Annotated in this window: 25 protein-coding genes; 14 read left to right on the top strand and 11 right to left on the bottom strand. The window is 68.6% G+C overall.

Annotation, left to right across the window (positions count from 1 at the left end; genetic code table 11):
• The first annotated feature begins 30 nt into the window (after positions 1–30).
• The gene (locus tag ACXIZN_RS33155) at positions 31–978 is read left to right on the top strand and encodes a ribose-phosphate diphosphokinase (protein ID WP_034309354.1); all 948 of its coding nucleotides are present in this window, start codon (positions 31–33) and stop codon (positions 976–978) included.
• On the opposite strand, the gene ACXIZN_RS33150 is transcribed toward ACXIZN_RS33155, so the two are convergent.
• Positions 975–2,279 (bottom strand): D-arabinono-1,4-lactone oxidase, encoded by a 1,305-nt coding sequence (locus tag ACXIZN_RS33150; RefSeq protein ID WP_457958934.1) that lies wholly within the window; start codon positions 2,277–2,279, stop codon positions 975–977. The genes ACXIZN_RS33155 and ACXIZN_RS33150 overlap by 4 nt on opposite strands.
• An 89-nt stretch (positions 2,280–2,368) precedes the next feature.
• Here ACXIZN_RS33150 and ACXIZN_RS33145 point away from each other — a divergent pair, with 89 nt between their 5' ends.
• Positions 2,369–3,553 (top strand): amino acid deaminase/aldolase, encoded by a 1,185-nt coding sequence (locus ACXIZN_RS33145; RefSeq protein ID WP_219146737.1) that lies wholly within the window; start codon positions 2,369–2,371, stop codon positions 3,551–3,553.
• A gap of 362 nt (positions 3,554–3,915) precedes the next feature.
• Here ACXIZN_RS33145 and ACXIZN_RS33140 read toward each other — a convergent pair whose 3' ends face one another.
• On the bottom strand, positions 3,916–4,560 hold the full coding sequence (locus tag ACXIZN_RS33140; RefSeq protein ID WP_063276750.1) for a TetR/AcrR family transcriptional regulator: 645 nt from the start codon (positions 4,558–4,560) through the stop codon (positions 3,916–3,918).
• Between the two features lie 126 nt (positions 4,561–4,686).
• Between ACXIZN_RS33140 and ACXIZN_RS33135 the strand changes: the two genes are divergently transcribed.
• A complete protein-coding gene (locus ACXIZN_RS33135; RefSeq protein ID WP_457958933.1) occupies positions 4,687–6,009 on the top strand; it encodes a GH1 family beta-glucosidase in 1,323 nt (440 codons plus the stop codon).
• The gene (locus tag ACXIZN_RS33130) at positions 6,002–7,258 is read left to right on the top strand and encodes an MFS transporter (RefSeq protein ID WP_457958932.1); all 1,257 of its coding nucleotides are present in this window, start codon (positions 6,002–6,004) and stop codon (positions 7,256–7,258) included. The genes ACXIZN_RS33135 and ACXIZN_RS33130 overlap by 8 nt, the downstream gene beginning before the upstream one ends.
• A 310-nt stretch (positions 7,259–7,568) precedes the next feature.
• On the opposite strand, the gene ACXIZN_RS33125 is transcribed toward ACXIZN_RS33130, so the two are convergent.
• Together ACXIZN_RS33125 and ACXIZN_RS33120 are read right to left on the bottom strand one after the other, a co-directional pair.
• Complete coding sequence (locus ACXIZN_RS33125) at positions 7,569–7,982, bottom strand: hypothetical protein (protein WP_457958931.1); 414 nt, start codon at positions 7,980–7,982, stop codon at positions 7,569–7,571.
• A 13-nt stretch (positions 7,983–7,995) separates the two neighbouring features.
• On the bottom strand, positions 7,996–8,364 hold the full coding sequence (locus tag ACXIZN_RS33120; RefSeq protein ID WP_457960663.1) for a hypothetical protein: 369 nt from the start codon (positions 8,362–8,364) through the stop codon (positions 7,996–7,998).
• Between the two features lie 423 nt (positions 8,365–8,787).
• Here ACXIZN_RS33120 and ACXIZN_RS33115 point away from each other — a divergent pair, with 423 nt between their 5' ends.
• The gene (locus ACXIZN_RS33115; protein ID WP_167373625.1) at positions 8,788–10,095 is read left to right on the top strand and encodes a helix-turn-helix domain-containing protein; all 1,308 of its coding nucleotides are present in this window, start codon (positions 8,788–8,790) and stop codon (positions 10,093–10,095) included.
• Complete coding sequence (locus ACXIZN_RS33110) at positions 10,055–10,990, top strand: phosphotransferase (protein ID WP_457958930.1); 936 nt, start codon at positions 10,055–10,057, stop codon at positions 10,988–10,990. Before ACXIZN_RS33115 ends, ACXIZN_RS33110 begins: the two co-directional genes overlap by 41 nt.
• A gap of 212 nt (positions 10,991–11,202) precedes the next feature.
• Here ACXIZN_RS33110 and ACXIZN_RS33105 read toward each other — a convergent pair whose 3' ends face one another.
• Positions 11,203–13,212: a tetratricopeptide repeat protein gene (locus tag ACXIZN_RS33105; RefSeq protein WP_457958929.1), complete on the bottom strand. Its 2,010-nt coding sequence runs from the start codon at positions 13,210–13,212 to the stop codon at positions 11,203–11,205.
• A 280-nt stretch (positions 13,213–13,492) separates the two neighbouring features.
• Here ACXIZN_RS33105 and ACXIZN_RS33100 point away from each other — a divergent pair, with 280 nt between their 5' ends.
• On the top strand, positions 13,493–14,059 hold the full coding sequence (locus ACXIZN_RS33100; RefSeq protein WP_457958928.1) for a dihydrofolate reductase family protein: 567 nt from the start codon (positions 13,493–13,495) through the stop codon (positions 14,057–14,059).
• A 283-nt stretch (positions 14,060–14,342) separates the two neighbouring features.
• On the opposite strand, the gene ACXIZN_RS33095 is transcribed toward ACXIZN_RS33100, so the two are convergent.
• From ACXIZN_RS33095 to ACXIZN_RS33080, 4 genes are all read right to left on the bottom strand, one after another.
• Positions 14,343–15,374 carry a copper resistance D family protein gene (locus ACXIZN_RS33095; protein WP_457958927.1) on the bottom strand — a complete coding sequence of 344 codons (1,032 nt, stop codon included), beginning with the start codon at positions 15,372–15,374 and terminating at the stop codon, positions 14,343–14,345.
• Positions 15,371–15,934 (bottom strand): copper resistance CopC family protein, encoded by a 564-nt coding sequence (locus ACXIZN_RS33090; RefSeq protein WP_457958926.1) that lies wholly within the window; start codon positions 15,932–15,934, stop codon positions 15,371–15,373. Before ACXIZN_RS33090 ends, ACXIZN_RS33095 begins: the two co-directional genes overlap by 4 nt.
• Positions 15,935–16,705, bottom strand: coding sequence for a YcnI family copper-binding membrane protein (locus ACXIZN_RS33085; protein ID WP_457958925.1), 771 nt, complete (start codon positions 16,703–16,705; stop codon positions 15,935–15,937).
• 68 nt (positions 16,706–16,773) lie between these two features.
• Entirely contained in the window at positions 16,774–17,265 is a 492-nt protein-coding gene (locus tag ACXIZN_RS33080; protein WP_257483603.1) for a hypothetical protein, read from the bottom strand.
• A gap of 291 nt (positions 17,266–17,556) precedes the next feature.
• Between ACXIZN_RS33080 and ACXIZN_RS33075 the strand changes: the two genes are divergently transcribed.
• The 4 genes from ACXIZN_RS33075 to ACXIZN_RS33060 are packed head-to-tail and all read left to right on the top strand — an operon-like array spanning position 17,557 to position 21,115.
• Positions 17,557–18,204: an ABC transporter permease gene (locus ACXIZN_RS33075; protein ID WP_007030477.1), complete on the top strand. Its 648-nt coding sequence runs from the start codon at positions 17,557–17,559 to the stop codon at positions 18,202–18,204.
• Complete coding sequence (locus tag ACXIZN_RS33070) at positions 18,191–19,375, top strand: ABC transporter ATP-binding protein (protein WP_457958924.1); 1,185 nt, start codon at positions 18,191–18,193, stop codon at positions 19,373–19,375. Before ACXIZN_RS33075 ends, ACXIZN_RS33070 begins: the two co-directional genes overlap by 14 nt.
• On the top strand, positions 19,372–20,151 hold the full coding sequence (locus ACXIZN_RS33065; RefSeq protein ID WP_457958923.1) for an ABC transporter permease: 780 nt from the start codon (positions 19,372–19,374) through the stop codon (positions 20,149–20,151). Before ACXIZN_RS33070 ends, ACXIZN_RS33065 begins: the two co-directional genes overlap by 4 nt.
• A 1-nt stretch (position 20,152) precedes the next feature.
• Complete coding sequence (locus tag ACXIZN_RS33060) at positions 20,153–21,115, top strand: glycine betaine ABC transporter substrate-binding protein (RefSeq protein WP_457958922.1); 963 nt, start codon at positions 20,153–20,155, stop codon at positions 21,113–21,115.
• Positions 21,116–21,452: 337 nt separating this feature from the next.
• Here the strand turns inward: ACXIZN_RS33060 and ACXIZN_RS33055 are convergent, their stop codons facing one another.
• The gene (locus tag ACXIZN_RS33055; RefSeq protein ID WP_125679227.1) at positions 21,453–21,917 is read right to left on the bottom strand and encodes a DUF6474 family protein; all 465 of its coding nucleotides are present in this window, start codon (positions 21,915–21,917) and stop codon (positions 21,453–21,455) included.
• Between the two features lie 90 nt (positions 21,918–22,007).
• Between ACXIZN_RS33055 and ACXIZN_RS33050 the strand changes: the two genes are divergently transcribed.
• The 3 genes from ACXIZN_RS33050 to ACXIZN_RS33040 all read left to right on the top strand — a co-directional run bounded on the left by ACXIZN_RS33050 (position 22,008) and on the right by ACXIZN_RS33040 (position 25,138).
• The gene (locus tag ACXIZN_RS33050) at positions 22,008–23,654 is read left to right on the top strand and encodes a TM0106 family RecB-like putative nuclease (protein WP_457958921.1); all 1,647 of its coding nucleotides are present in this window, start codon (positions 22,008–22,010) and stop codon (positions 23,652–23,654) included.
• Between the two features lie 81 nt (positions 23,655–23,735).
• The gene (locus tag ACXIZN_RS33045) at positions 23,736–24,341 is read left to right on the top strand and encodes a PadR family transcriptional regulator (RefSeq protein ID WP_457958920.1); all 606 of its coding nucleotides are present in this window, start codon (positions 23,736–23,738) and stop codon (positions 24,339–24,341) included.
• 122 nt (positions 24,342–24,463) lie between these two features.
• Complete coding sequence (locus tag ACXIZN_RS33040) at positions 24,464–25,138, top strand: class I SAM-dependent methyltransferase (protein WP_457958919.1); 675 nt, start codon at positions 24,464–24,466, stop codon at positions 25,136–25,138.
• 67 nt (positions 25,139–25,205) lie between these two features.
• Here the strand turns inward: ACXIZN_RS33040 and ACXIZN_RS33035 are convergent, their stop codons facing one another.
• Positions 25,206–25,964 (bottom strand): SDR family NAD(P)-dependent oxidoreductase, encoded by a 759-nt coding sequence (locus ACXIZN_RS33035; RefSeq protein ID WP_126732550.1) that lies wholly within the window; start codon positions 25,962–25,964, stop codon positions 25,206–25,208.

Below are 25,964 nucleotides of genomic sequence, written 5' to 3'. Positions count from 1 at the left end.
ATCCGTCTTTTGAATGAACGGAGTAGGTCCTTGCGCGAGGACATCGCGGTCTTCAGTGGCAGCGCACATCCCGAGCTGGCCGAAGAGATCTGTGCCCATCTCGGCGTTCCCCTGCACCCCGTGAAGGTGCAGCGGTTCGCCAACGACTGTCTCGAAGTCCAGCTCGAAGCCAACTGCCGCGAGCGTGACGTCTTCCTGATCCAGCCGCTGGTGCGGCCGGTGCAGGAACATCTCGTCGAGCTGCTACTGATGCTGGACGCCGCGCGAGGCGCGTCGGCCAAGCGGATCACCGTCGTCATGCCGCACTACTCGTACGCCCGCTCGGACAAGAAGGACGCGCCGCGGATCTCGATCGGCGGCCGTCTCGTCGCCGATCTGATGGCGACCGCCGGCGCCGATCGGGTGCTCGCGATGACGCTGCATTCGCCGCAGGTGCACGGCTTCTTCAGCGTGCCGGTCGATCACCTGCACGCGTTGCAGGAGCTGGCGAAGCACTTCCGCCAGTACGACCTCTCCGCGACCACCGTCGTTTCGCCGGACCTCGGCAACGCCAAGGAGGCCGCGCATTTCGCCCGGCTGCTCGGTGTTCAGGTCGCCGCCGGTGCGAAGCAGCGCTTCGCCGACGACAGGGTCGAGATCAGCTCGGTGATCGGTGAGATCACCGGCCGCGACGTGATCGTCCTCGACGACGAGATCGCGAAGGGCAGCACGGTGATCGAGCTGCTCACCAAGCTGCGCGAGCTGAAACCGCGTTCGATCCGCGTCGCCTGCACGCACGGCCTCTTCTCCAGCGGCGCCCTCGAGCGGATCGGCAGCCAGCCCGACGTGCTGGAGGTCGTCTGCACGAACACGGTGCCGATCCCGCCGGAGGAGCAGAGCCCGAAGCTGCGGGTCCTGTCGATCGCGCCCGCGCTGGCGGAGGCGATGCGCCGGATCCACAACGGCGAGTCGGTCAGCGCCTTGTTCGAAACGGCTTAAGCGGTGCCGAGGACCCGGTCGAGGTAGGTGTTCGTGAAGACCCCGGCCGGGTCCACCTCCTTGCGGACCCGCAGGAAATCGTCGAAGCGCGGGTACCGTGAGCGCAGCGTCGCGGCGTCGAGGTCGTGCATCTTGCCCCAGTGCGGGCGGCCCCCGACCTCGCCGACGATCGACGCGAAGCCGGCGAAGTACTCGCGGTAGGGCATGCCGACGAACTGGTGGATCGCGATGTAGGCGGAGTCGCGGCCGTTCGCGGTCGAAAGCCAGATGTCGTCCGCGGCGGCGACGCGCACCTCGACCGGGAACGCGACCGGGTTCTCCAGCTTCGGGACGAACGCGCGGAGTTCGGCGAAGACGTCGTGCAGCGCTTCGCGGGGGATCGCGAACTCCGACTCGACGAACCGCACGCCGCGATGGGTCACGAAGACGCGATGCGACGTGTCGCTGTACTCGCGGGCGGAGAGGATGTTCGAAGCGAACCGGCCGAGCGGCTGGACGAGTTTCGGCACCGCGCGGCCGAGACGGCACAACCCGCCGAACGCGACGTTCTCGGTGATCTCGTAGTCGACGAATTCCTTCAGCTTGGTCAGCGGGCGGCGTTCACTGCCCGCCGGAAGCCGGTTGTTGCGCTTGACCAGGGCGTTCTTGCCGTAGGGAAACCAGTAGAACTCGAAGTGGTCGTTCTCGTCGGCGAACCGGTCGAAGCCTTCGAGGACCTGTTCGAGTGGTTCCGGCCGCTCCTGGGCGGAGAGCAGGAACGAAGGTTCACACTGCAGGGTGACCGTGCTAATGACGCCGAGCGCGCCGAGCCCGACCCTCGCCGCCGCGAAGAGATCGGGGCGCTCGTCCGCCGAACAGGTGACCACGGTGCCGTCGGCGAGCACGAGTTCGAGTGCGGCGATCTGGGTGGCGAGCCCGCCGAGCCGCGCGCCGGTGCCGTGGGTGCCGGTCGAGATCGCGCCCGCGACGGTCTGCGCGTCGATGTCGCCGAGGTTGGTCATGGCGAGGCCCAGCGCCTCGAGTTCGGCGTTGAGCTGCTTGAGCGTGGTGCCCGATCGGACCGTGACCAGGCCTTTCGTGACGTCGGCCGACGCGATCCCTGTCCAGCCGGTCAGGTCCATGGCGTCCGAGTTCGCGGCGGCGATCGCCGTGAAGGAGTGGCCGCTGCCCAGCGGGCGCAGGCGCCTTCCGTCCGCGGCGGACCGGCTGATCGCCTCGGCGATCGCGGCCGTGTCCCGCGGCCGATGCACGCGAAGGGGCGACGCCGTCGCGGTGCCGGCCCAGTTGCTCCACCGTGTCATGCGCCCACCTATTCCGAGAGGCTGTGAGTGCCGAAACAGTAAGTGAATAGTATTCGCGTTTCAAGCCCTTCTGTCGTACCTTAGTTCGGGTGACCAGTGCGACGGTGTACGACTTGGCGACGAAGGACCTGGATCCTCCGTTCGCGGTTGTCGACTTGGATGCGTTCGACGCGAACGGCGCCGACCTGCTGCGGCGGGCTGCCGGGAAACCGATCCGCGTCGTCAGCAAGTCCGTCCGCTGCCGGTATCTGCTCGAACGGGTGCTCGCGCGGCCCGGCTTCGAGGGCCTCATGTGCTACTCGCTCGCCGAAGCCGTCTGGCATGTCGAGCAGGGGACTTCCGAGGACATCGTGGTCGCGTACCCGACCGCCGACCACGGCGCGCTGCGGCGGCTGGCGGCGAACGACCGGGCGCGGGCGGCGATCTCGATCATGGTCGACTCGCCCGAACACCTCGACCTGGTCGACGCGGCGCTGGGGCAGGGCCATCCCGAAATCCGGGTCTGCCTGGAGCTCGACGCTTCCTGGCGGCCGCTGCCAGGGGTGCACGTCGGCACCCGGCGCTCTCCGGTGTTCAGTCCGCGCCAGGCCGCGGATCTGGCGCGGACCATCTTGTCCCGCAAGGGTTTCCGGCTCGTCGGGATGATGGCGTACGAAGGTCAGATCGCCGGGCTCGGCGATGCGGCAGGCGGCGGCGTCAAGAACTCGCTCGTCGGCTGGATGCAGCGGAAGTCCATTGTGGAAATCGCGAAACGCCGCGCGGCCGCGGTCCGCGCGGTGCGGGCCCTGGCGGATCTGGAGTTCGTCAACGGCGGTGGCAGCGGCAGCGTCGAATCGACCGGCGCCGAAGCGGCGGTCACCGAGATCGCGGCAGGCTCGGGCCTGATCGGGCCGACGCTCTTCGACGGCTACGCGCACTTCTCGCCGCGCCCGGCCGCGATGTTCGCGCTGCCCGTCGTCCGGCGCCCGGCACCGAAGGTCGCGACGCTCTTCTCCGGTGGCTACATCGCTTCGGGCCCCGCCGAGTCTTCGCGACTCCCGACGCCCTACCTGCCCGAAGGACTCTCGCTGCTCGGATTCGAGGGCGCCGGCGAAGTCCAGACCCCCGTCTCCGGCGAAGCCGCCCGGCACCTGCGTCTGGGCGACCGCGTCTGGCTGCGCCACGCGAAGGCGGGCGAACTCGCCGAACGCTTCACGCACTACCACGTCGTCGTCGGCGACCGCGTAGACCGAACCGTCCCCACCTACCGAGGCGAATCGCAAAACTTCGGCTAATCCCCGCGNGGGTGGAGGCGTGGCTGTTGGGGGTTGTGTGACTGGTGGGGCGTCGGGTTCGGGCATCGGTGGACACGAATGGAGCAAGGGGGATCCACCGGTGACGCGAAGGGCACCTTCGGGACGTTGAGCGTCTCAAAGGTGCCCTTCGCGACGTCCGGACAGCGTGCCGGGAGTCCACAGTGGACTGAAGGTGAGCGGTACCCAGGTGGGCCGAGCTGAGCGTCCCCAATGTCGCATCAGGGGCGCTCGGCGACTCGAATGCGACATTGGGAACCTCGGCGAGTCCCGGCAAGAGCCCCAGCGAGCGCCAGTGAGAGCGCGGCGAGAGCCCCAAGAGGCCCCAGCGAGCGAAAACCCCGTCAGGCCTCCCCGAACTTGCTCGCCAAATACCCCTTCACCACGGACTTCGCCTCCGCCACGATCCGCTCGTCCCCTCGCGGGTCCCGCCGGAAGGCCAGCTTCAGCAGCGCGTCCGCGGTTTCGTTCGCGATCGTCAGCGCGAACCGGATGTCGTCCGGCGGCGACTGGATCCGCGCGGCGAGCACGTCGGTGAGTGCGTCGACGATGACCGCGTTGTTGTCGCGCGTCTCGTCGAGGAGCTGCCGGTCCACGACGTCACCGAAGTGGACCTTCGAGAAACCGGGGACCTCGCGGTGCATCGCGAGGTAGATGTCGAGGATCGAGTCCACGACGTCCCACCAGTGTTCGGGCGCGAGTTCGTTCAGCGTCTCCGACACCGAGGCGACGAACCGTTCGAGGTTCCGCTGCGTCAGCGCCTGCACCACGGCCCGCTTGTCGGGAAAGAACTGGTACAGCGAACCGACGGCCACACCGGCGCGCTTGGCGATCAGCGTGGTCGTCAACGCGTCGTAACCGAGTTCGTCGATCAGCTGGGCGCTGGCGTCGAGCATCTGCTCCACCCGCTTGGCGCTGCGCTGCTGAACGGGCTGCCGCCGGAGCGGAGTCGTCTCCGCTTGCGGTTTCGCGGCCTGGATGTCGGACACTCGGGCTCCTCCTTCGCTGATCTGCGACTTTATCGTGCCGACAGGGTTCCCCCCGGTCGAGTGAAGGCATAGTATCTGAGAACTTTTCATGTTCGGCCGAGTCTGAAGAGGAAAGGTGTGCCGCCGGTGGAGAATCCGACCTTCCCGTCCGAATTCCTGTGGGGTGTTTCGACCTCCGCCTTCCAGATCGAGGGGGCGACCGGGGAAGGCGGCCGAGGACAGTCCATTTGGGACACTTTCACCGAAACGGAGGGAAAGATCGCGCGGGCTGAGCACGCCAAGGTAGCGGCCGATCACTTCCACCGCTACTCCGAGGACATCGCGCTGATGGCCGAACTCGGCGTCGGCGCCTACCGGATGTCCTTCGCCTGGCCCAGGATCCAGCCCGACGGCGAAGGAAAGCCCAACGCCGAAGGCCTTGCCTTCTATGACGAATTGCTCGACGAAGTCTGCGCCGCCGGTATCGCGCCGGCCGGGACGCTGTTCCACTGGGACCTCCCGCAGGCGCTCGAAGACAAGGGCGGCTGGCTTTCCCGTGATACCGCCGAACGCTTCGCGGAGTACGCCGCCATCCTGGGCGAACGGTTCTCCGATCGGGTGAAAATGTGGATCCCGCTCAACGAGCCCATGGTCATGTCGATCTTCGGCTACGCGATCGGCGAATACGCGCCCGGCAAAACGCTCCTGCTCGACGCCTTGCCCACCGCGCACTACCAGAATCTCGCGCACGGTCTCGCCGTCCAGGCCCTCCGTGCCACCGGCGCCCGCAGCGTCGGCACGGCCAACAACCATTCCCCGATCTGGCCCGCCTCCGATTCGCCGGAGGACAAGACCGCGGGCGAATGGATCGACGCCCTCATCAATCGCACCTACGCGGATCCGGTGCTGCTCGGCCGATATCCCGAACAAGTCGTCGAGCATCTGCCCGCGGGCTTCGCCGACGATCTGCCCACCATCGCGCAGCCACTCGACTTCTACGGGGTGAACTACTACGAGCCGCAGGGCGTCGCCGCGCCCGGCGAAGGCAATCCGCTTCCCTTCGAGCTTCGCGCGATCGAGGGATATCCCATGACCACCAACGATTCGCCGATCGTCCCCCACGGGCTGCGCGAGCTGCTCGTCGGTTTCCACGAGCGCTATCGCGAACACCTCCCGCCGGTCTACATCACCGAAAACGGGTGCAGTTTCGACGACGCCGTCGCCGAAGACGGGCACGTCCACGACCAGGAGCGCATCGACTTCCTCGACAGCCACCTCGTCGCGGTGCGCGAGGCGATGGACGCCGGCGTCGACATCCGCGGGTACTTCGTCTGGTCGCTGATGGACAACTTCGAATGGTCGAAGGGCTACCAGCCGCGCTTCGGCCTGGTGCACATCGACTACGAGACGCTGAAGCGCACGCCGAAGGATTCCTTCGGCTGGTACCGGGACCGGATCCGTCATGAGTGAGGTCCGGGAGTTGCCCGAGGCGCTCGCCGAACCGGTCGCCAGGGTCCGCCCTGGCTGGATGAGCCTGCTGTTCTTCGCGAACATCGCGCTCTGGCTCGGGGTCTACGCGCCCATCCAGGTCCTCCTGCCGAAACAGGCCGAACTACTGGACGCCGCCAACAAGGAGGCCGTGTTCAGCCTGGTCACTGGGATCGGCGCGGTCGTCGCGCTGATCGCCAACCCGGCCGTCGGCCTGCTGTCGGACCGCACCTGTTCCGCCCGCGGCCGCCGTCATCCGTGGACGGCGGCCGGGGCGGCGGTCGCCGCGGCCGGACTGCTCGTCCTCGCGTTCGCGCCGAACGTCGCGATCATGGTGCTCGGCTGGTGCCTCGTCCAGGCGGGACTGAACGGAATGCTCGCGATGCTGGTCTCGGCCATCGCGGACCGCGTGCCCGTGCCCCAGCGCGCGCAGGTCGGCGGGCTGGTCGGCATCGCCCAGATGCTCGGGACCGTGCTCGGCGCGGTGGTGGTCGTGGTGCTGCTCGACCTCGCCGGTCTCCCGCTGGGATACGCGGCGTGCGCGGCCATCGTGCTGGCAGGCGCGGCGGCGTTCGTCCTGCGCACGCCGGACGCGCGGCTGCCGGTCGCGTACCGGCCGTCCGCCCGGACCCGGGACGTGCTCGCGAACCTGTGGATCTCCCCGCGCAGGCATCCGGACTTCGCCTGGGCGTGGGGCTGTCACTTCATGATCGGCCTCGGCAACGCCTTCGGGACGCTCTATCTGCTGTTCTTCCTGAAGGACGCGGTGCACCACGAAGATCCGGACACCGGCCTGCTGATCATGATGGGGCTGTACGGCGCCGCGCTCGTCGTCGGCGCGCTCGTCGCCGGGCATTTCTCCGACAAATCGGGACGCCGCAAGCCGTACGTCCTCGCGGCGGCGGCGGTGATGGCGATCGCGGCGTCGCTGCTCGTCGTCTGGCAGAACTGGACGGCCGCGCTCGCGGCGTCGCCGTTGCTGGGCGTCGGTTTCGGCGCGTACATGGCCGTCGCGCTGGCGATGCTCACCCAGGTGCTGCCCGCCGCGCAGGACCGGGCGAAGGACCTCGGGGTCATCAACATCGCGAACTCGCTGCCGCAGGTGGTGGCGCCGATGCTGACCGCGCCGATTTTGGCCTACCTGGGCGGATATCCGAGCCTCTTCGCGGCTTCGGCGCTGTCCACCGTCATCGCCGCGGTGCTGGTCATGCGGGTGAAAGGCGTCGGCTGAGCCTTTGGAGACCGCGGACCGGTGCCGGTCGGGGGAGGGGAGTGCAACGGCACCGGCCCGCGGGGTTCGGGGGATGGCAGCGCGCTCCGGGCAGGTATCGCGCTGCGTTTGTGATCATCAACCTAGCGACCGATTACTGCCTTCGCTAGGTGTTCTGCCGATAATTTTCGATTAATCGCGGTGGGGACCGGAGTGATTACCGAGAGCGGCTCGTCACGTTCGGGGGTACGCGCGAACCGCCGCCGGCGAAGGCGAGATCGTGGCGTGGTTGCCGAGGGGGCGCTCGGACCGCCGTTCACTCGCCGGTCTTTCAAGCCGTGATGGCGGGACGACGCGGGTTGACCAGCGCGTGCCTGCCGGTGGTTTCGGCCGCGCTCACCCGGCTCTGCCCGGGGACGCGGCGGCGGGCTTCGCGCCGGTGGTCCTGGGAGGCCGCGGTCTGCTGGGGCGCGAGACCGCCGGCGACCAGGTGCTCGTGCGCGACCTGCCATACCGAGCAGGGGGCCTTGCACTTGTGCCACCGGGTCGAGCAGGTGGGGCAGTCCCCGCGCTCGTCGGGCTCGTGCGCCAGGAGCATCGCACGCCAGCCTTCGGTCAGGCGGGGGAGCTCCGAACGGGCGACCGAGACGAGCGACTGGGCATCCGCCCGGTTCGCGAGATCGGAGAGCATGTCGAGGCGTTCCCAAACCGCGTTGCGGAGGACTTGCCCTAGGACCTGATCCACGGAGAACTCACCGTTACCTTTCCGCCATCTTGGCGGCTTCGTTGAGCGCTGCCCTGAGCTGGCCGAGCTGGCCGGACGTCAGGCGCGCGGTCTCTCCCGGCGGCGAGACGAGAACCACCTGGTTGTCTTCGACGAACACGGTGACGGCGCGTTCGCGGCTGATGAGATCGCCGCACTGCACGCGCCAGACCAGCTGTCCGCCTTCGTAACGGCGCACACTCGCGGTACGAGGGTCGACCGGGGCGGAAGGGGAGACCGGACGGCCGGGGGCGACGGCGACCGTCTGCTGACCGGCGGGGCCGGCCGCACGCAGGTGGCGCGTGGCCATACCGGGCCGTCCCGCGGTGATGGAGCCTGTTGCGATCGAGTCCACGAACTCCACTGGCTCTTCTCCGCTCTCTCGTTCCACGTCGTCTTCGTATCCGCGTGTCCGCACCCTTAGGGGGTCCGGAGACTTGGTAGCTCTCTGTGATCGCTGCCGGTGGCCGGTCGGTCACGGAGATCTGACAACTACAGTGATGTGAAACCGAGTGCGATAGAAGGTCGAACCGCCGTCATAGCGGTGACCGGACGGGGTTTCACGGTAAGCGGTCAAACGACTTCTGCCGGGCCGATCACGACGGGCGATCCGGTGTTTCGCACGGTTGAATAGGTGTGCCTACGCTGTTTCTCGACCCCAACGGAACTGTGAGGGGGCGCAATGGACGCCAGTATCGGTGGCGGCGCTGTCGCCGGCTCGGACGCTGCAAGCGGTTCGGGTCGCCAGAGTCACCCCGTGCCACCGGATGCCTGGGAGCAGCCGGAGATGCGAGCCGCACTGGCCACACGGGAGATCTCGTCGGTGTACCGGCTGTTGCGCAAGCACGGTGTTTCGCAGCGCCAGATCGCCGCGATGACCGGCCAGTCGCAGTCCGAGGTGTCCGAGATCCTCAAGGGTCGCCAGGTGATGGCGTACGACGTGCTCACCCGCATCGCTGACGGCCTTGGTGTCCCCCGGGGATACATGGGTCTCGCCTATGACGAGGCGACAGCGATAAAGGTCGTCGGCGCTGCCGACGGCCAGCAGGCGGAGGAGGACGAGTCCGTGAAGCGACGGAGGTTCCTCGCGCACGCCGCCCAGGTCACGATGGGCGCGGCGGTGTTCGGTCCGGAATCGGGTACGTGGTCGGCGGGGCCCGCGAAGACGCCCGCCCCCGGGCGGATCGGCATGACCGACGTCCGCCAGGTGGAAGCCGCGACCAGAGCGCTCCGGTCCCTCGACTACCAGTACGGCGGCGGTTTCTGCCGCGACGCCGTGGTCGCCCAGCTGTCCTGGGGACAGCAGATGCTCGAGTCCAACGGCACCGAGATGGTCAAGAGCAGGCTGTACGTCGCGCTCGCCGACCTCCACAGCCTGGCGGGCTGGACCTCCTTCGACACCGGCCTCATGGATTCCGCCCGCGGCCATTTCGCGAACGCGCTGGACCTGGCCAAACAGGGCGACAGCCACCCGCTGGTGGCCAACGTGCTGTACCGGATGGGCCGGGTCTACCTGCACAACGACGCCCCCAACGACGCGCTGAAACTGTTCCAGCTCGGCCAGATCGCCGCCCAGGAATCGGGCTCCGAGCTGGCGGTCGCCGTGCTCTGTGCCAACGAGGCCTGGGCCTACGCGATGATGGGCAACGAGGAGCAGGCCACGAAGCTGCTCGGCCGGAGCAAGGACGAGTTCGCCCGCGCCGATCTGGCCGAGGCCGAATCCTGGGTCAAGTTCTTCACCGAGACCGACGTCTACGCCATGATCGGCACGGTCCACACCGTGCTCGCCGAGAAGAACGCCGAGCACACCAAGTACGCCATTCCGGCGCTCACCAAGGCCGTCGAGTCCTACACCGACGACATGGCCCGCAGCAAGACGTTCATGCTCAGCGCCCTGGCCACGAACCACCTGCTCGAAGGCGATCTCGACCACGGCGCGAAGGTGGGCTCGAAGGCCATCGACTGCGCCGAGGGCATCAAGTCGGAGCGGGTGAAGGACCGGATGCGGCCGTTGCAGGTCGAGGCGGAACGCCGCCGGAACAACGCCGACGCCCGTGACCTCGCCGACCGCCTCAACTCCTTCTACGCAGCCTGAGCCGATCGGCCCGGGCCGGTTCACGCCCGCCATCCTGCGCGACGCTCTCGGGCGGACGTGCGATCTGCTGGGCGTGGACCCCGAAGGCGCCCGCCTGCTGAGGTTCACCAACAACGCCGTCTACGAGCTGGCGAGCGCACCGTTCGTCGTCCGGATCGTCGGTTCCACCCGGCTGCGGCATCGCGTCGGCACGGTCGTGCGGGTCGCGCGGCACTTCGAACGGCACGACGTGCCCGCCATCCGCCTCGTTTCCGGCCTCGACCAGCCGCTGCCGGTCGGCGAGCATCTCGTGACGGTCTGGTGGAAGGTGCCGGGGACCGGCCGGAAGGCGAAGGCCGCCGACCTCGCCGAGCTGCTGCGGCGGGTCCACGCGCTCGAACCGCCGGAAGGGCTCGCCGAATGGGCGCCGTTCGCCGCGGTCCGCGCCCGCGTTTCGGACGCGGAGGAGCTGGCCGACGGCGACCGGCGGTTCCTGCTCGAACGCTGTGCCGAGCTCGAAGCCGAGCTCGCGAACCTCGACTTCCCCCTGCCCCGCGGCCTCGTCCACGGGGACGCGCACACCGGGAATGTGATCCCGGGACCGGACGGGCCGGTGCTGTGCGATTTCGATTCCTCCTGTGTCGGGCCGCCGGAATGGGATCTGACGCCGCTCGCCGTCGGCCGGGAACGGTTCGGTGATCCACCCGCCCGCTATCGCGCGTTCGCACGGCGATACGGATTCGACGTGACCACCTGGTCCGGGTTCTCGGTACTGCGTGCCATCCGTGAACTGAAGCTCACGACGAGTGTTCTCCCGATTCTCCGTAGTCATCCCAGCGTGCGGGATGAACTGCGGAAACGGTTGAACGATCTTCGGAACGGGCGGACCGGCGCGCGCTGGAACCGGTATCGGTGACTCACCCGGGAAAGGTATCTGCACGTGCATTCGCCGACGACGAATGACCGTTCGTCGCTTGTCCGAATTCGCCGATCAATCGGTGACGAATTCGCCCGGGCTAATCACTTCTCCCGGCCCAATGCTCCCCCGAATGTGCAACTTGCAACTACGCTGCGTCATTCGACTCGGCGAGTTCACCCGGTGGCCGGGTACCGATCGGTGCAGCCGGGTCAGAGCTGTTCCAGTCGCGTGCGCAGAGCGTCAGCCTCCGGGCGGCCGAGGCCGACGAGGATGGGCAACGCCCGGTCGTAGAACCGCCTGGCCTCGTCGGTGTTCCCCTCCGCCTCGGCGATCTCGCCGAAGGCGGACAGCGCCCTGGCGACCTCGAACCGCGACCCGCTGGCCTCCATGGTGGCGAGCGACGCTTCGAGTTCGGTCCGCGCGGCCGCGAGCTCCCCGGCCGCGGTGAGGGCACGGCCGAGGTCGGTCCGGGCGCGGGCCACGTTGTACGGATCGGCGGCCAGTACCTCGCGGGCGCGGGTGAGGTGCTCGATCGCCGGCTCCGGCCGCCCGGCCTTGAGCTGGGTCGAGCCGAGGTTGATCAGCGCGAGCCCGACGTCGTGCGTGCGGGACTGGCGTTCGCTCAGCCGGTGATCCTCGGTGAACCACTTCACCGCGTCTTCGAGCCTGCCCTGCGCCAGCGCGACCAGGCCGAGCCCTTCCACCGACCGGATTTCGACGACCTCGTCCCCGGCCTTCCGCGCGGCTTCGCGGCCGGCCTCGTAATGCGCGACGGCCTCGTCGTACCGGCCGCTGCCACGGCAGGCGGCGCCACTGCGGTTGTGCATCAGGGCCTCGGCGGAGGCGTTGCCCCACGCCCGCGCGCACCGCACGCCGGCCTGGCTCACCTTCAGGAAGTCCGGATAGTGCTTGCGCAGCAGGAAGAGCGGCCACATCGCGGCGGCGAGCTGCCAGCCGAGTTCCGGCAGCTGCCACGTTTCGGCGGTCTCGACGGCGGCGATCAGGTTCTCGCGTTCCCGTTCGAGCCAGGCGAGTTCTGCTTCGGGGGACTCGAACGACACCGGCGTCGGCGGCCGGTATTCGTACCGGTACGGGATCGGGTCCTGGTCGGGGACCGTCATGACGGTGGTCTTCGACGCCGTGAAGAGGTACCACTCGAGCATGCGGCGCATCGCGATGTCGCGGTCGTAGGAGTTGCCCGCCGTCTTCTCCTTGGCGTGCAGCCGCGCGAGGTCGTGGAAGGTGTACCGGTCGTCGCCGCGGTCGATCAGCAGGCCGACGTCGACAAGCTGGTCCAGCAGGTCTTCGGCGACCTCCTCGCGGACGGCGATCGACGCGGCGGCCACGCCGACGCCGAAGTCGGGGCCGGGATGCAGGCCGAGCGCCGCGTACAGCGCGGCCGCGTCCGAGGGGAGTTCGTCGTAGGAGAGGTTGAAGCTGGCTTCCACCGATTGCGCTTCTTTCGTCGAGAGCGTGGCCAGTCGACGATATTCCTTCCCCAGCTCGGTGGCGATCTTCTCCAGCGACATCTTCGGCCGCCCCGCGAGCTTGGCGCTGACCGTGGTGAGGGCGATCGGCAGGCCGCCGCACAGCTCGGCGATGGCCCGCGCCTGGGCGGCTTCGGCGCCGACCCGTTCCTCGCCGACAGCGCGTCCCAGCAGTTCAGCGCTGTGCGCGGAGCCGAAGGGGGCCAGCTCGACCAGCCGGGCGCGATGTTCGGTCTGGAGCCTGCCCAGCCGGCGCCTCGACGTCACGATCACGAGGCTTTCGCCGCCGGTGGGCAGCAGCGGAAGCACCTGTTCGGTCGAACCGGCGTTGTCGAGCAGCACGAGCAACGGTCGCTCGGCGGTCGTCGTGCGGTAGAGGGCGGTGAGCTCCTCGACGTCCGCGGGCAGCCCTTCCGGCGGAACCCCCAAAGCCCGGAGGAACCGGCCGAGCGCTTCGCTCGCGGAGAGCGGGCCGTTGGTGCTGAAGCCGCCGAGATCCGCCCAGAGGTGCCCGGCCGGGAACCGGTCGCCGAGGTGCCGGGCCCACGCGGTGGCCAGCGCCGTCTTCCCGATCCCGCCCTGACCGCTGATCAGGTGCACCGCCGGTCCGTCGGTGCCGTCCTGGGACAGGAGCTTTTCGAGCAGCGCGAGCTCGGCCGTGCGGTTGGTGAAATGCGCGGGGGCGGGCGGGAGCTGACGCGGGCCCGAACTCACCTGCCTGGTGAGCTTCACCGCCGATCGCTGGCGCGGTACCTGTGGCGTGCTGACTTCACTTTCACCCGGCAACGGGCCGCCCATCTACCTTCCCCTCTTCGGGTTAACCCCAGCGAACGCGTAGAGCATTCCGGCGAAGGTCCGATGAGGACAGCGAAACCGGGCAAATGCGGCCGGATGGAGCAAGGTGTGTAACAGCTCCGGAAGAAAAGTCGCGCCACGATGTCGAGACGGGCGCGGCGGCTTCGTCCCAGGGGCGATCGCGGCCGGAGTGGCCGCTCGAACCGGAGGGACGGACATGCGCAAGCTCGTAGTTCAGCAGTGGGTCACCGTCGACAACATCGCCGCGGAGGAGGACGGCGGCTTGAGCTTCGTGTCGGGGGAACCCTTCTCCGACAAGACCGAGCCGGCGTTCAAGGCGAGCGTGATGGGGCTCATCGATTCGGTCGACACGATGATCCTTGGCGCGAACACCTACGCCATGACCAAGGACTACTGGCCCCACGCCGAAGAGCAGGGCGAATACGGCGAGAAGCTCAACAACCTCACCAAGTTCGTCGCGTCGTCCAAACTGGAGGACGCCCCTTGGGGCGGTTTCCCCGCCGCGACCGTGACGCGCGACCCGGCCGCCACCGTCCGCGAGCTCAAGGAACAGGACGGCAAGGACATCTGGCTCTGGGGCAGCTTGACCCTCATGCGGTCGCTGCTGGACGCGGGCCTCGTCGACGAGATTCGGATGATGGTCTGCCCGGTGACCCGCGGCAAGGGGACGCGCGTCTTCGAGGACCGGCGGGACCTGAAGCCGATCGAGGCCACCGCGTTCGAGAACGGCGTCGTGATCCTGCGGTACGCGGTGGAGAACTAGGAGTAAGGCGAATCTGTGACGTGTCGCGAAAGCCACTTTCGCGACGTCTGATGTCCCGAAAGTGGCTTTCGCGACNCCGGGTCGATGTCCGTGAAGGCCTCCTTCCCTACCTTGAAGGTAGGCAAGGAGGCCTTCACGACCCACCCGACTCGCGCGACACCAGCCGGACGCGTCGCGAAAGCCACTTTCGCGACGTCTGATGTCCCGAAAGTGGCTTTCGCGACACGTTCTGCCAGGGCCTTCACGGACGGGCGGACGGGGCCGCGGCGAACTGACAGTCGAACTAGGTCGTCGGCACGACCGGGGCTCGCGTGAGCACGACGGCGAAGCCGAACGCGAGCCCCATCACGGTCAGTTCCAGCGTCGCCCACGCGGCCAGCGCCGTGCGGTTGTGCCGGATGATCCGCGGCATCAGCCTCCAGCGCGTGTACGCGCCGAGGCCCGCGATCACGCCGGTGCACAACAGCTTCAGCAGCACCAGCTGCCCGTACGGCGTGGTGAAGATCCCTTCCCAGAAACCGAGCGACGGGTTGAGCGAGATCTCGATGAGCCCGTTGAACAGCCCGGTCGCCGCGCCGAGGGTCAGGCACAGCGTCGCCAGTTTGGAGAACCGCGGCAGCGCGTGCGCCAGCAGCGTCCGGTTCCCGACGAGCAGCACCGCCATCGCGCCGAGCCCGCCGGTCCAGGCGACGGCGCTCATCACGTGCAGTTCCATCGAGATCATCGTGTAGTCGTGGTAGTTCCAGTTCGACGCGTGCCCGGTGACCGGCAGCGGCAGCAGCGCGAACAAGCCCAGCCCGACGCGGACCTCGGCGGGCACCTTCTCGCCGTGTTTCAGCGCGAGGACGCCGAGCCCCGCGTGCAGCAGGGCCAGCACCGCGACGATCAGCAGTGCCTTCCCGGCGCCGACGTCGGCGATGTAGCTGCCGACGTCCGACATCGACAGCGTGCTGGAACCCGGGCGGTATTCGGCGGTCTGCAGGATCAGCGCGACGAGCGCGGTGGTCGCCCAGACCAGCGCGGCCGCGACGCCCGCGGGCCGGGCGATCCGCATGATCGGCTCGGAGAGCTTCGGCCGGTCGTAGCCGACCAGCACCGAAAGCAGCGCCAGCCCGATCGTGGCGACCGCCGAGATGTCCAGCAGCACCCGCACGATCGGGATCGAGACCGAGACCACCTCGCTGACCTGCGCGACCCCGGGGACCGGGGCGGTGGCCGTCAGCGCGACACCGATCAGGGCGCCGACGATTCCCGCCGTCACCACGCAGAACAGGACGGCGACGCGGGCTCGCGAGGTGGTCTCGGTCTGGGTCATGAGCCGCTCTTCTCCTTGTCACCCGCGCCGGTGCGCAGTGCGACGGTCAGTCCGACGGCGAGCAGTACGACGGCGCCCGCGATCCACACCCAGATCGGCACACCGGACGAGCCCTCGCCGCCGGTCGCCGGGGCCGTCTCGGCCTGGCCCGCGTTGCTGCGCGCGGCGTCGGCGCTCGCCGGGGTCCCGGTGCCCGCGGCGGTGAGGGTGAACGGCACCTCACCGGTCACGGCGTGCCCGTCCGCGGACAGGATCCGGTAGCCGATCTTGTACTCGCCCGCCGGGCCGAGCGGCCGCAGCGGCACGGTCACGACGCTGTCGCGGACCTCGACCTGGCCTTCGGCCCACTGGCCGCCGCCCGGTCCGATGACCGCGATCTGGTTGACGTTCGCGTTCTGGACGTACTGGTCGAACGTGAGCGTGATCTTCGCGGGCCCGGCGGCGATCGAAGCGCCCTTCGCCGGGTCCGAGGAGATCAGGACGTTGTGCGCCAGCGCCGGGGTGGCGGTGGCGAGCCACGCCACCCCGGTGATCGCCAGCGCGATGATCGCTTTACGCATTTACTTTCCCTCGGTGTTGCTGGTGCCGGAAGCGGCGGTGGCGCGGCGGGCGCGCAGGGTGGCACCGGCGCCGACGCCGAGGCCGAGCGCGCCGACGACCAGTCCGGCGCCGCCGAGCCAGCGGGCGGTGTTGTCGGACGACGAGGACGCGTGGGCTTCTTCGGAAGCCGCCTTCGTGTCGGTGCCGTGGCCGCCGCCGTGGCCGTCGGCGCTCTTCTCGGCGAGCTTCACCGTCGGCGCGGGGTGCTCGGGTTCCTCACCGGAGGCCGGGGTCGGCTGGTTCCACTCGACGACCTTGCCGTTCTCGTAGGTCTGGGTGGCCGGGAACTCGATCGTGTCGACGTTGGTCGGGAACTTGCCCGCGCTGATCTGGAACTCCTGGAACTCGGTGGACCCGGCGGCGATCTTGTTGCCGGGCTCGGCGGTCCAGGAGACCTTGGTGACGGCCTCGGTGATCTGCGTACCGGATTCGGTGGTCACCGGCGCGGGCAGTTTGGACTTGACGACCTCGGCCTTCCAGCCGGGAAGCGGCTTGGCGCGCACGGAGCTGAGCGCGTACTCGGGCTTGAGGGTGATCTCGACCTTGGTGGTGCCGGCGTCCTTCTCCTCGTTGGGGACGCGGAAGAAGATCGAGCCGTAGCCGCCCTTCGACGGCTGGGGGCCGTAGACATTGGCGGTGACGTGGGCCGAGGCGATCCCGGCCGAGAGCAGGCCGGTGATCCCGACGGTGGCGGCCAGGAAACCGGCGCGCTTGAAGACGTGCTTGGACACGAAGAACTCCTGAACGTGAACGGGACGGCGGGTTCGAGGACCTCGCCGGTTGGGGGATGAGCTGGGGTTCAGGAGAACAGCGGCGGGCCGCGCCTGCCGTGGACCCGGCGGAGGTCCACGCCGACGAGGTGACCCGGCCCGGCGGGACGGGCGAGCACCGGGGCCGCCACCGCGGCGGGCACCGGGAGCGCGTTGAGGATGAAGGGGACCAGCGCGCGCAGGCAGGCGAGGACGCCGAGCAGCAGCCCGTCGGCTTTGGCCAGCAGCAACGCGGTGATCAGCGTGGCGACGACGTGCGCGACGGTCATCGCGAGGCCGCCCGAAACGGGGGCCGGCTCGTCGTGCACGAGTTCGTGCGTGCTCAGCGAGCTGAGCACGAGGTGCATCACGACCTGACCGGCGCCGAGGTCGACGATGGTGGCCATCGGACCGCGGGCCTTCGCGGCGAGCGCGGCGGCGTTCCAGCCGATCAGCACGGTGAGCAACAACGTCATCGCCGTATCGGGGAGATCGCCGTCCCCGATCATATGAGCGGTCACGGCCAGCGCCGCGGAGCTCACTCCGAGCAAACCACCACGCACAACGCGTAACGCGCTTCGGTGATGGCTGCCTTTACTCACGGGTGAAGGGTATTCGACGCACGTCCGGGTGGTCGATGTCCTCCCGGCTGGTGAGCAGGCGGAAAGACGGCGTGTGCGTTTGCCCGATCAGGCCGGATCGGGCAGGTTGGCGGGATAAAAGGCGGTAAACAGGGGTTTGACCGCGCGGCTTTTGGGTAGTCAGGCTCCCGATACAGCTACTCCGAATGGGTGAGGAGTCTCACCCAGAGGCGGCGGGAGAACCAGCACGCGATGAATCTCTTCGAGTACATCTCGGATCGGTGGGACAGACTCGCCCTCCAAGGGCTCCTCCATGTCAGCGCGGTCGTGCAGTGCACGATCCTGGCCGCCGTCCTCGGCGTGGTGATCGGCGTCGCCGTCTACCGCAGCCCGATCGGGTCGGCCGTGGCCACGGCGCTGGCGAGCACGATCCTCACCGTCCCCTCCTTCGCCCTCCTGGGGCTGCTCATCCCGGTGTTCGGCCTCGGCGCGAACACCACCGTCATCGCGCTCGTGCTCTACGCGCTGCTGCCGATCGTGCGGAATACGATCGTCGGGCTGAGCGGAGTGGATCCAGCGGTCAGCGACGCGGCGCGCGGGATCGGCATGAGCCGGTTCGGCGTGCTGACCAGGGTGGAGCTGCGGCTCGCCTGGCCCGCGATCCTCGCCGGGATGCGGGTCGCGACGCAGATGCTCATGGGCATCGCGGTCATCGCGGCCTACGCGAAGGGCCCGGGCCTCGGCTCGGAGGTCTTCTCCGGCCTCACCAACGCGGGGAGCACGAACTCCCTCAACCAGGCATTGACCGGGACGCTCGGCGTGGTCGTCCTCGCACTGGTCCTCGACGCCGTTTACGTCCTGATCAACCGTTTGACCGTCTCTAGGGGTGTCCGTGGCTGAGTCTCCTGAAACCGTATCCGGCGTCGAAATCGAGCTGGAGAACGTCACGAAGCGCTACCCCGGCACCCGTGAGCCCGCCGTCGACGACTTCTCGATGGTGGTGCCCGCGGGCAAGATCGTGGTCTTCGTCGGCCCGTCCGGCTGCGGCAAGACCACGACCATGCGCATGATCAACCGGCTGATCGAGCCGACGTCGGGCCGCATCACCATCGGCGGCGACGACGCGCTGAAGCTCGACGTCGACACCCTGCGCCGCCGCATCGGCTACGCGATCCAGCAGGCCGGGCTGTTCCCGCATTTCACCGTCGCGCAGAACATCGCGGTGGTGCCGGGGCTGCTCGGCTGGGACAAGAAGAAGGTCAACGACCGGGTCGAGGAGATGATGGACCTGGTCGGGCTGGACCCGGCCGATTTCCGCGACCGGTACCCGCGTCAGCTGTCCGGTGGACAGCAGCAGCGCGTCGGCGTCGCGCGGGCGCTCGCGGCGGACCCGCCGGTACTCCTGATGGACGAGCCGTTCGGCGCGGTCGACCCGATCACCCGCGGCAACCTGCAGGACGAGCTGCTGCGGCTGCAGACCGAGCTGAAGAAGACGATCGTCTTCGTCACCCACGACTTCGACGAGGCCGTGAAGCTCGGCGACAAGATCGCGGTGCTCGGCAACCAGTCGAAGATCCTCCAGTACGACACCCCGGACGCCATCCTCGCGAACCCGGCCGACGACACCGTCGCCGGTTTCGTCGGCGCCGGCGCCTCGCTGAAGCAGCTGACGCTGCTGCGGGTCCGCGACGTCGAGCTGAAGCAGGACGCGCTGACGGCGACCGTCAGCGAATCGCCGTCCTCGGTGCGCGAGAAGCTGACCCAGCAGCGCAAGCACTTCGTGCTGGTGCTCGACCAGCGCCGCCGTCCGATGCGGTGGGTGCACGTCCGCGAGCTGACCAAGGCGACGTCGCTGTCGACCGCGGGCAAACCGCTGCGCGACTACGTCAGTCTCCAGTCGACCCTGCAGGACGCGCTCGAAGCCATGCTCGCCGAGGGCGGCAGCGTCCCGGTGACCGGCGCGCGCGGCGAGTACGCCGGGACGATCGAGCTCGACACGGTCATCTCGACGATCCAGCAGTTGCGCGAGGAGCACTCGGACGACAGCCCGGCGGAAGGTGTGACCGCATGACGGCCGCCGTCGATACCGGTTTCTCCACCGAGTCCTCGTCGAGAAGCGCCGAACGGGTCCGGCTGTTCGCCCAGCCCGCCGCGGTGCTGCTGATCGTCGCCGGGGTGCTGATCTGGGTGTTCACCAGTGATCTCACCGCGACGGAGAAGGAAACCCTCAACGCCGCCGGGCTGCTGGCCGCGCTGCGCGACCACCTGGCGATGACCGTCGTGGTCACCGCGATCGTGGTCGCCGTGGCGGTACCGCTCGGCGTGCTCGTCACGCGGCCGTGGGCGAAATGGGCGGCGCCGGTCTTCCTGGCGGTCGCGAACATCGGCCAGGCCGCGCCCGCGCTCGGGGTGCTGGTGCTGTGGTTCATCGTCACCGGTGCCACCGGCGGGCTGTGGGTCGCGGCACTGCCGCTGGCGTTCTACTCGCTGCTTCCGGTGCTGCGGAACACGATGGTCGGCCTGCAGCAGGTCGAGCCCTCGCTGATCGACGCCGGCCGCGGGATCGGCATGTCGGCGTCGGGCGTGCTGTGGCGGGTCGAGTTCCCGCTGGCCATCCCGCTGATCCTGGCGGGGCTGCGGACGTCGCTGGTGCTGGCCGTCGGTACGGCGACCTTCGGCATGTTCGTGAACGCCGGCGGTTTCGGCCTGCTCATCGACACCGGCTACAAGCTCAACCTGACGAAGGTGCTGATCACCGGCTCGGTGCTCGCCGTCGCGCTGGCGCTGCTGGTGGACTGGCTCGGCGCCGTGGCGGAACAGTTCTTCGGACCGAAGGGACTGCGCTGACATGCGACGTCTGAAAGCACTGTTCGGCGCGGTCCTGTTGTGCGGCACGCTTTCCGCGTGCGGGCTCGAGGTCAACACCGCGCTGCCGTACAAGATCGAACCCGGTTCGATCCGGCCCATCGAGTCGCTCAAGGGCGTCAAGGTGACGGTGGGGTCGAAGGACTTCACCGAGAACATCATCCTGGGCTACATGGCCGAGATGGCGCTTTCCGCGGCGGGCGCGGACGTCGTCGACCTGACCGACATCAAGGGCTCGAACTCGTCGCGGCAGGCGCTGCTCGCCGGCCAGACCGACGTCACGTGGGAGTACACCGGCACCGGCTGGATCAACTACCAGGGCAACGAACTCCCCGTCCCCGGCGGGGAACAGGCCCAGTACGAAGCCACGAAGGCGGCGGACGAGGCGAAGTTCGGCGTCACCTGGCTGAACTACTCACCGCTGAACGACCAGTACGCCTTCGCGGTCACCGAGGCCTATGGCGCGGCGAACAACCTGAAGACGACGTCGGACCTGGCGGCGTTTCTCAAGCGGAAGCCCGACCAGAACGTGTTCTGCCTGGAGACCGAATTCACCAGCCGCCAGGACGGTTTCCCCGCCGCCGTGCGCGCGTACGGGTTCCAGAATCCGGTGATCAAGAACTTCGGCATCGGCACGATCTACTCGGCCGTGGCGAGCGGGACCTGCCCGATCGGCGAGATCTTCACGACCGACGGCCGGATCGCCGGGCTCAACCTTCGCGTCCTCGAAGACGACAAGAAGGCGTTCCCGCAGTACAACGCCGTGCCGACGCTGCGGACGGAATTCCTGAAGCAGCACCCGGAACTGCGGGGACCGCTCGAAGCCGTCGCCGCGGCCATCGACAACGAGCAGATGATCGAGCTGTGCAAGCAGGTCGACGTCGACGGTCGTGACCAGGGCGAGGTCGCCTACGAGTGGATGAAGAAAAAGGGCTTCATCAAGTAAGGCCTCGTGAGTGGCTAGGACGGTTCTAGCCAACGGTGTCTCAGATACCTACTGGCTTCCGGAGCCGGTGTCGCGAAAGCCACTTTCGGGACATCAGACGTCTCGAAAGTGGCTTTCGCGACATGCTCACCAGGGCGGTGCCGGGTCCGGCCAAGCCCAGCACCCGGCAGAACCCCGCCCGCCGAGTACAGGAAGGGGACCTTCATGTACTGCCGTGGCCTTTGCACGGGTGCCAGGCCAGCGCTGTCCGTGAAGGCCCCGGATCAAACTGCGGCCGGAAGCCAGTAGGTACCTGAGACACCCTTGGCTCTAACCGTCCTAGCCACTCACGAGCAGGTCAGATCCCCAGCCGGTGCAGCAGCTTGCCTTCGAGCTGGTCCAGCTCCCCGGCCACGGCGCGGTGCGCCGCCTTCCGCCGCGCCGCCGGCATCCGCTCCGAAGCGCGAACGGTCGCCGAAAGCTGCTCCAGCGTTCCCTGGGTGTCCTTCGCGAAGGCCGCGTCGGCGTCGGTCGCCTTCGCGGACCTCTTCAGCTCCGCGAGCCCCTGCGTCAGCCCCGCGATCCGCGCGTGCAGCGCGGCACCGCGTCCGCTGTACTCGCCGAGCTGGTCGACGGCGACGCCGAGCTTCTTCGCTTGATAACGGTCGTACAGCTCTCGCGCGGCACCCGCCGCTCGAACGGCGTACGGCGCGATCACCGGCAGTACGGCCGGTCCGAGCACTTTGGCCACCGCGACGGCGTTCTTCGCCTTCTTCGGGGTAAACCTGCCTTCGCCCTCGACGGCTTTGGCCTTGCGCGCCATGGCACCTCCCACGCTGTGTCACAGACGAACTTACTGGTCCCCGATGTGGCGGGCATGTCGGCTTGCCGGACGCCTTCTAGAGTGTTGCCTGTGAGTAACGAGGTGCTACTGGACGCGGGAGCGGTGAGCCGCTGCCGGCGTCGCGTGCACCTGGAACACGATCCGGCGATGAGCGAGGTGCCGCTCGCCCCGCCCGACCCCGCCGCGCAGCAGCGGATCGCCGACGCTTCAGCACATCGCGAGACGATCGTGCAGCGCCTCATGGACGCGACAGGACCCGACGCGACCTGGGTCAAGATCCCCCGAGACCTCCCTGCCGCCGAGCGCGTGCAGCTCACCGAAGAGGCCTTCGCCGCCGAAGCGCGCTACATCTGGGGCGCGCTGCTCCCGGTGGATCGCGCGGGTCACCGGCGTGGCGGCTCCGAGCTCCTGGTCCACGCCGGCGACGGCTACGTGCCGGTGCTGGTCGTGCGGCACCGCATCACCGACCGCGGCGCGGGCGCGCCGACCACGGTGATGACCGACCTCGACCCGGCGAACCGCATGCCCGACCCGGCGCGAAAGGTCCGCTCGCAGCCGCGGGACCAGATGCGGCTCGCGCACCTCTACCGGATGCTCGAAGCGCTCGGGAAGCACGAAGGTCACCGTGCCGTCGGCGGCGTCATCGGGCTCGACGCGGACGTCGTCGTCTGGCACGACCTGTCCGCGGCCACGTGGCCTGGCGGCCGGAGCGCGCTGACGGAGTATCAGAGCCGCTTCGCCGACAGGCTCGCCATCGCGACCGCCGCCGCCGAGGGCGAGGAGCCGCTCGCCGAGCCGTCCCGCGTCCTCGAATGCCGTCGTTGCCCGTGGTGGCCGACGTGCGAGGTCGTGCTCACCGAAACGCGCGATGTCAGCCTGGTCGTCCGCGGCGAGGACGCGATGGAGCTGCGCCGCGCCGGGGTGTCCACAGTGGACAAGCTGGCCGCGCTCGATCCGGCCGACGAACCGCCGCCGATGAACTGGACCGGCGGCACGTTCGCCGACGCGATCATCCTCGCGCGCGCCTGGCTCGCCGACCTGACGATGGTGCGCAAGGTCGACCGCGTCGAGGTCCCGCGCGGCGACGTCGAGGTCGACGTCGACATGGAGAGCTTCGGCGATTCCGGCGCGTACCTGTGGGGTTCGCTGCTGACGGGTGCGGACATCGGGATGGAGCAGGGCTATCGCGCGTTCGCGACGTGGGAGCCGCTGCCGACCGCCGACGAGGCCCGGTCGTTCGCCGAGTTCTGGGCCTGGTTCACCGAAGTCCGCGAGCGCACGCTCGCCGCGGGCCTGACCTTCCGCGCCTACTGCTACAACGCGCTCGCCGAGAACCGCTGGCTCTTCGGCTCCGCCGACCGGTTCGGCGAGTACCCCGGTATCCCGAAGAAGGCGGAGATCGCGTCCTTTGTGGACTCCGAGGAGTGGATCGACCTCTTCCGCAGCGTCACCGACCAGTTCCTCTGCTCACAGGGCAAGGGGCTCAAGGTGATCGCGCCGGTCGCCGGATTCGCCTGGCGCGACCCGGAAGCCGGCGGTGAGGCGTCGATGAGGTGGTACCGCGACGCCGTCGGCATGGACGGCGGAATCCCGGACGCCGTCCAACGGGAGCGCCTGCTGCGGTACAACGAGGACGACGTCCTCGCGACGTACGCGCTGCGGAACTGGATGACCGACCACGCGCAGACGTCCGTGCCGTACATGAACGACCTCTGATCACCCGATAGCCGGGCACCTTGCGATCACTCGCGTCCTTGCGCATACTCGTAGACGAGTACTCGTACACGAGGAGGCGTTGTGAAGCGGCGGAAGGTCGGGAATCTCCTGGCGCTGGCGATCCTGTCCACGCTGAACGAGCGGCCGATGCATCCGTACGAAATGGCCTCGATCCTGAAGAGCCGCGGCAAGGACCGCGACATGGGGATCAAATGGGGCTCGTTCTACACGGTCGTCGCCAACCTGCGGAAACACGGTTTCATCGAGGCCGTCGAGAGCGGTCGCGACGGTGCCCGGCCCGAGCGCACGGTGTACCGGATCACCGACGCGGGCCGTGACGAAATGCTCGACTGGCTGCGTGAACTGCTGGCCGAACTGGCGCCAGAGGAGCCGAAGTTCGTCGCCGGGCTGTCGGTGCTGGGCTGGCTGGGGCCGGACGAGGTGATCGCCCTCTTCCGCACCCGGCTGGCGGCGCTGGATGAGGACATCGCCTCGACCCGGGCCGAGCTGGCGCAGCTCATGGAGAAGATTCCACGGTTGGTGCTGCTCGAGCTCGAATACCACCTGACGATCCGAGTGGCGGAAGCCGAATGGGTCCGCTCGATCCTCGGAGAACTGACTTCCGGCTCGATGCCGGGCCTCGCCGAGTGGCGGGCCCTGTTGGCCGAAAGGGGGAGCACCGGCTAGCCGAAAGAGCCCCGGCGAGGTGTTGCAGCACCCCGCCGGGGCGACGATCCCGCAACCGGAACCCGGCCACGAGACGGCATCTTGAGGATAACCGGGCTCCGGGAAACCAACCTGGAGTGACCATGTCGAACATCAAGGACAGGAAGCGGTTCAAGCTCATCCCGGAGATGGGCGGCGCGCTGGCGCGGAACTACGCCCGGCAACGCGGCACCGGACCGCAGATCGAACTCTGGCGGAAGCAGGCCCGCGAACTCACGGCAGGCCTGCCGGAAGGCGCGAAGATCCTCGAGGTCGCGTTCGGCCCGGGCTACTTCGCCGTCGAGCTGGCGCGGCTCGGCTTCTCCGTCACCGGACTGGACGTCGCGCCGACGTTCGTCGAGATCGCGAGCGAGTACGCGCGGGCTCAAGGCGTCGAGGTCTCGTTCCGCGAAGGTGATGTCGCGGCGATGCCGTTCGACGACGAGACGTTCGACTTCGTCGTCTGTCAGGCCGCGTTCAAGAACTTCGTGTGGCCGGTGAAGTCGCTCGACGAGATGTACCGGGTGCTGCGTCCGGGTGGCACGGCCGTGGTGCAGGACATGAACCGGGACGCGACCGATGGCGACATCGTGCGTGAGGTCGAGGGCATGAAGCTCGGCAAGCTGGCCGCTTTGGCGACCCGGCAGACGCTCGGCCAGCTGCGGCGGCGTGCTTACACGCCTGTCGATTTCAGCGGGCTGGTCGCCGAAACCGCGTTCCGGACGTGCGAGGTCACCACGGCCGGGATCGGCCTGGATGTCCGGCTCACCCGTCCCTGACGTGCCATGAAAGGTCCTTTCCTTGCGAATTTCGCAAGGAAAGGACCTTTCGTCTCAGGGGGGAGGCTCAGCGAGGAGCCATGCGCAGCGAGCCGTCCATCCGGATGACCTCGCCGTTCAGGTAGTCGTGGTCGATCAGCGACAGCGCGAGCTGCGCGTACTCGTCCGGCCGCGCGAGCCGCTTCGGGAACGGCACGCCTTCGGCCAGCGAAGCGCGGAACTCCTCGCTCACCGTCGCCAGCATCGGGGTGTCGACGATGCCCGGCGCGATGGTCAGCACGCGGATGCCGTGCGACGCGAGGTCGCGCGCGGCGGGCAGGGTCATCCCGACGATGCCGCCCTTGGACGACGAGTACGCGACCTGCCCGATCTGGCCGTCGAAGGCGGCGACCGACGCGGTGTTGATGATGACGCCGCGCGCGTTGTCGGCCAGCGGCTCGGTCTTGGCGATGGCCTCGGCGGCCAGCGTCAGCACGTTGAAGGAACCGATCAGGTTGATCTGGACGACCTTCGCGTACAGGGCGAGGTCGTGCGGGCCCTTCTTCGAAAGGATCCGCGCGGACGGCCCGATCCCGGCGCAGTTCACCACGGTCCGCAGCGGCACCCCGGATTCGGCGGCGGTCGCGACCGCGGCCCGCACCTGCTCCGGGTCGGTGACATCGGCCTCGACGTAGGTGACGTTCTCGATCTGCTCGGCGTTCGCGATGGCACCGGCGAGGTCCAGCGCGAAGACCCGCGCGCCCTTCGCGGCGAGCGCCTTCGCGGTCGCGCCGCCGAGCCCGGACGCGCCACCCGTGACCAGCGCCGCGGTATCGGTGATCTGCAT

Source organism: Amycolatopsis sp. TRM77291, assembly GCF_054166285.1.
Note: the sequence above shows the minus strand (reverse complement) of the source record. Positions and strands in the feature narration are given on the sequence as shown.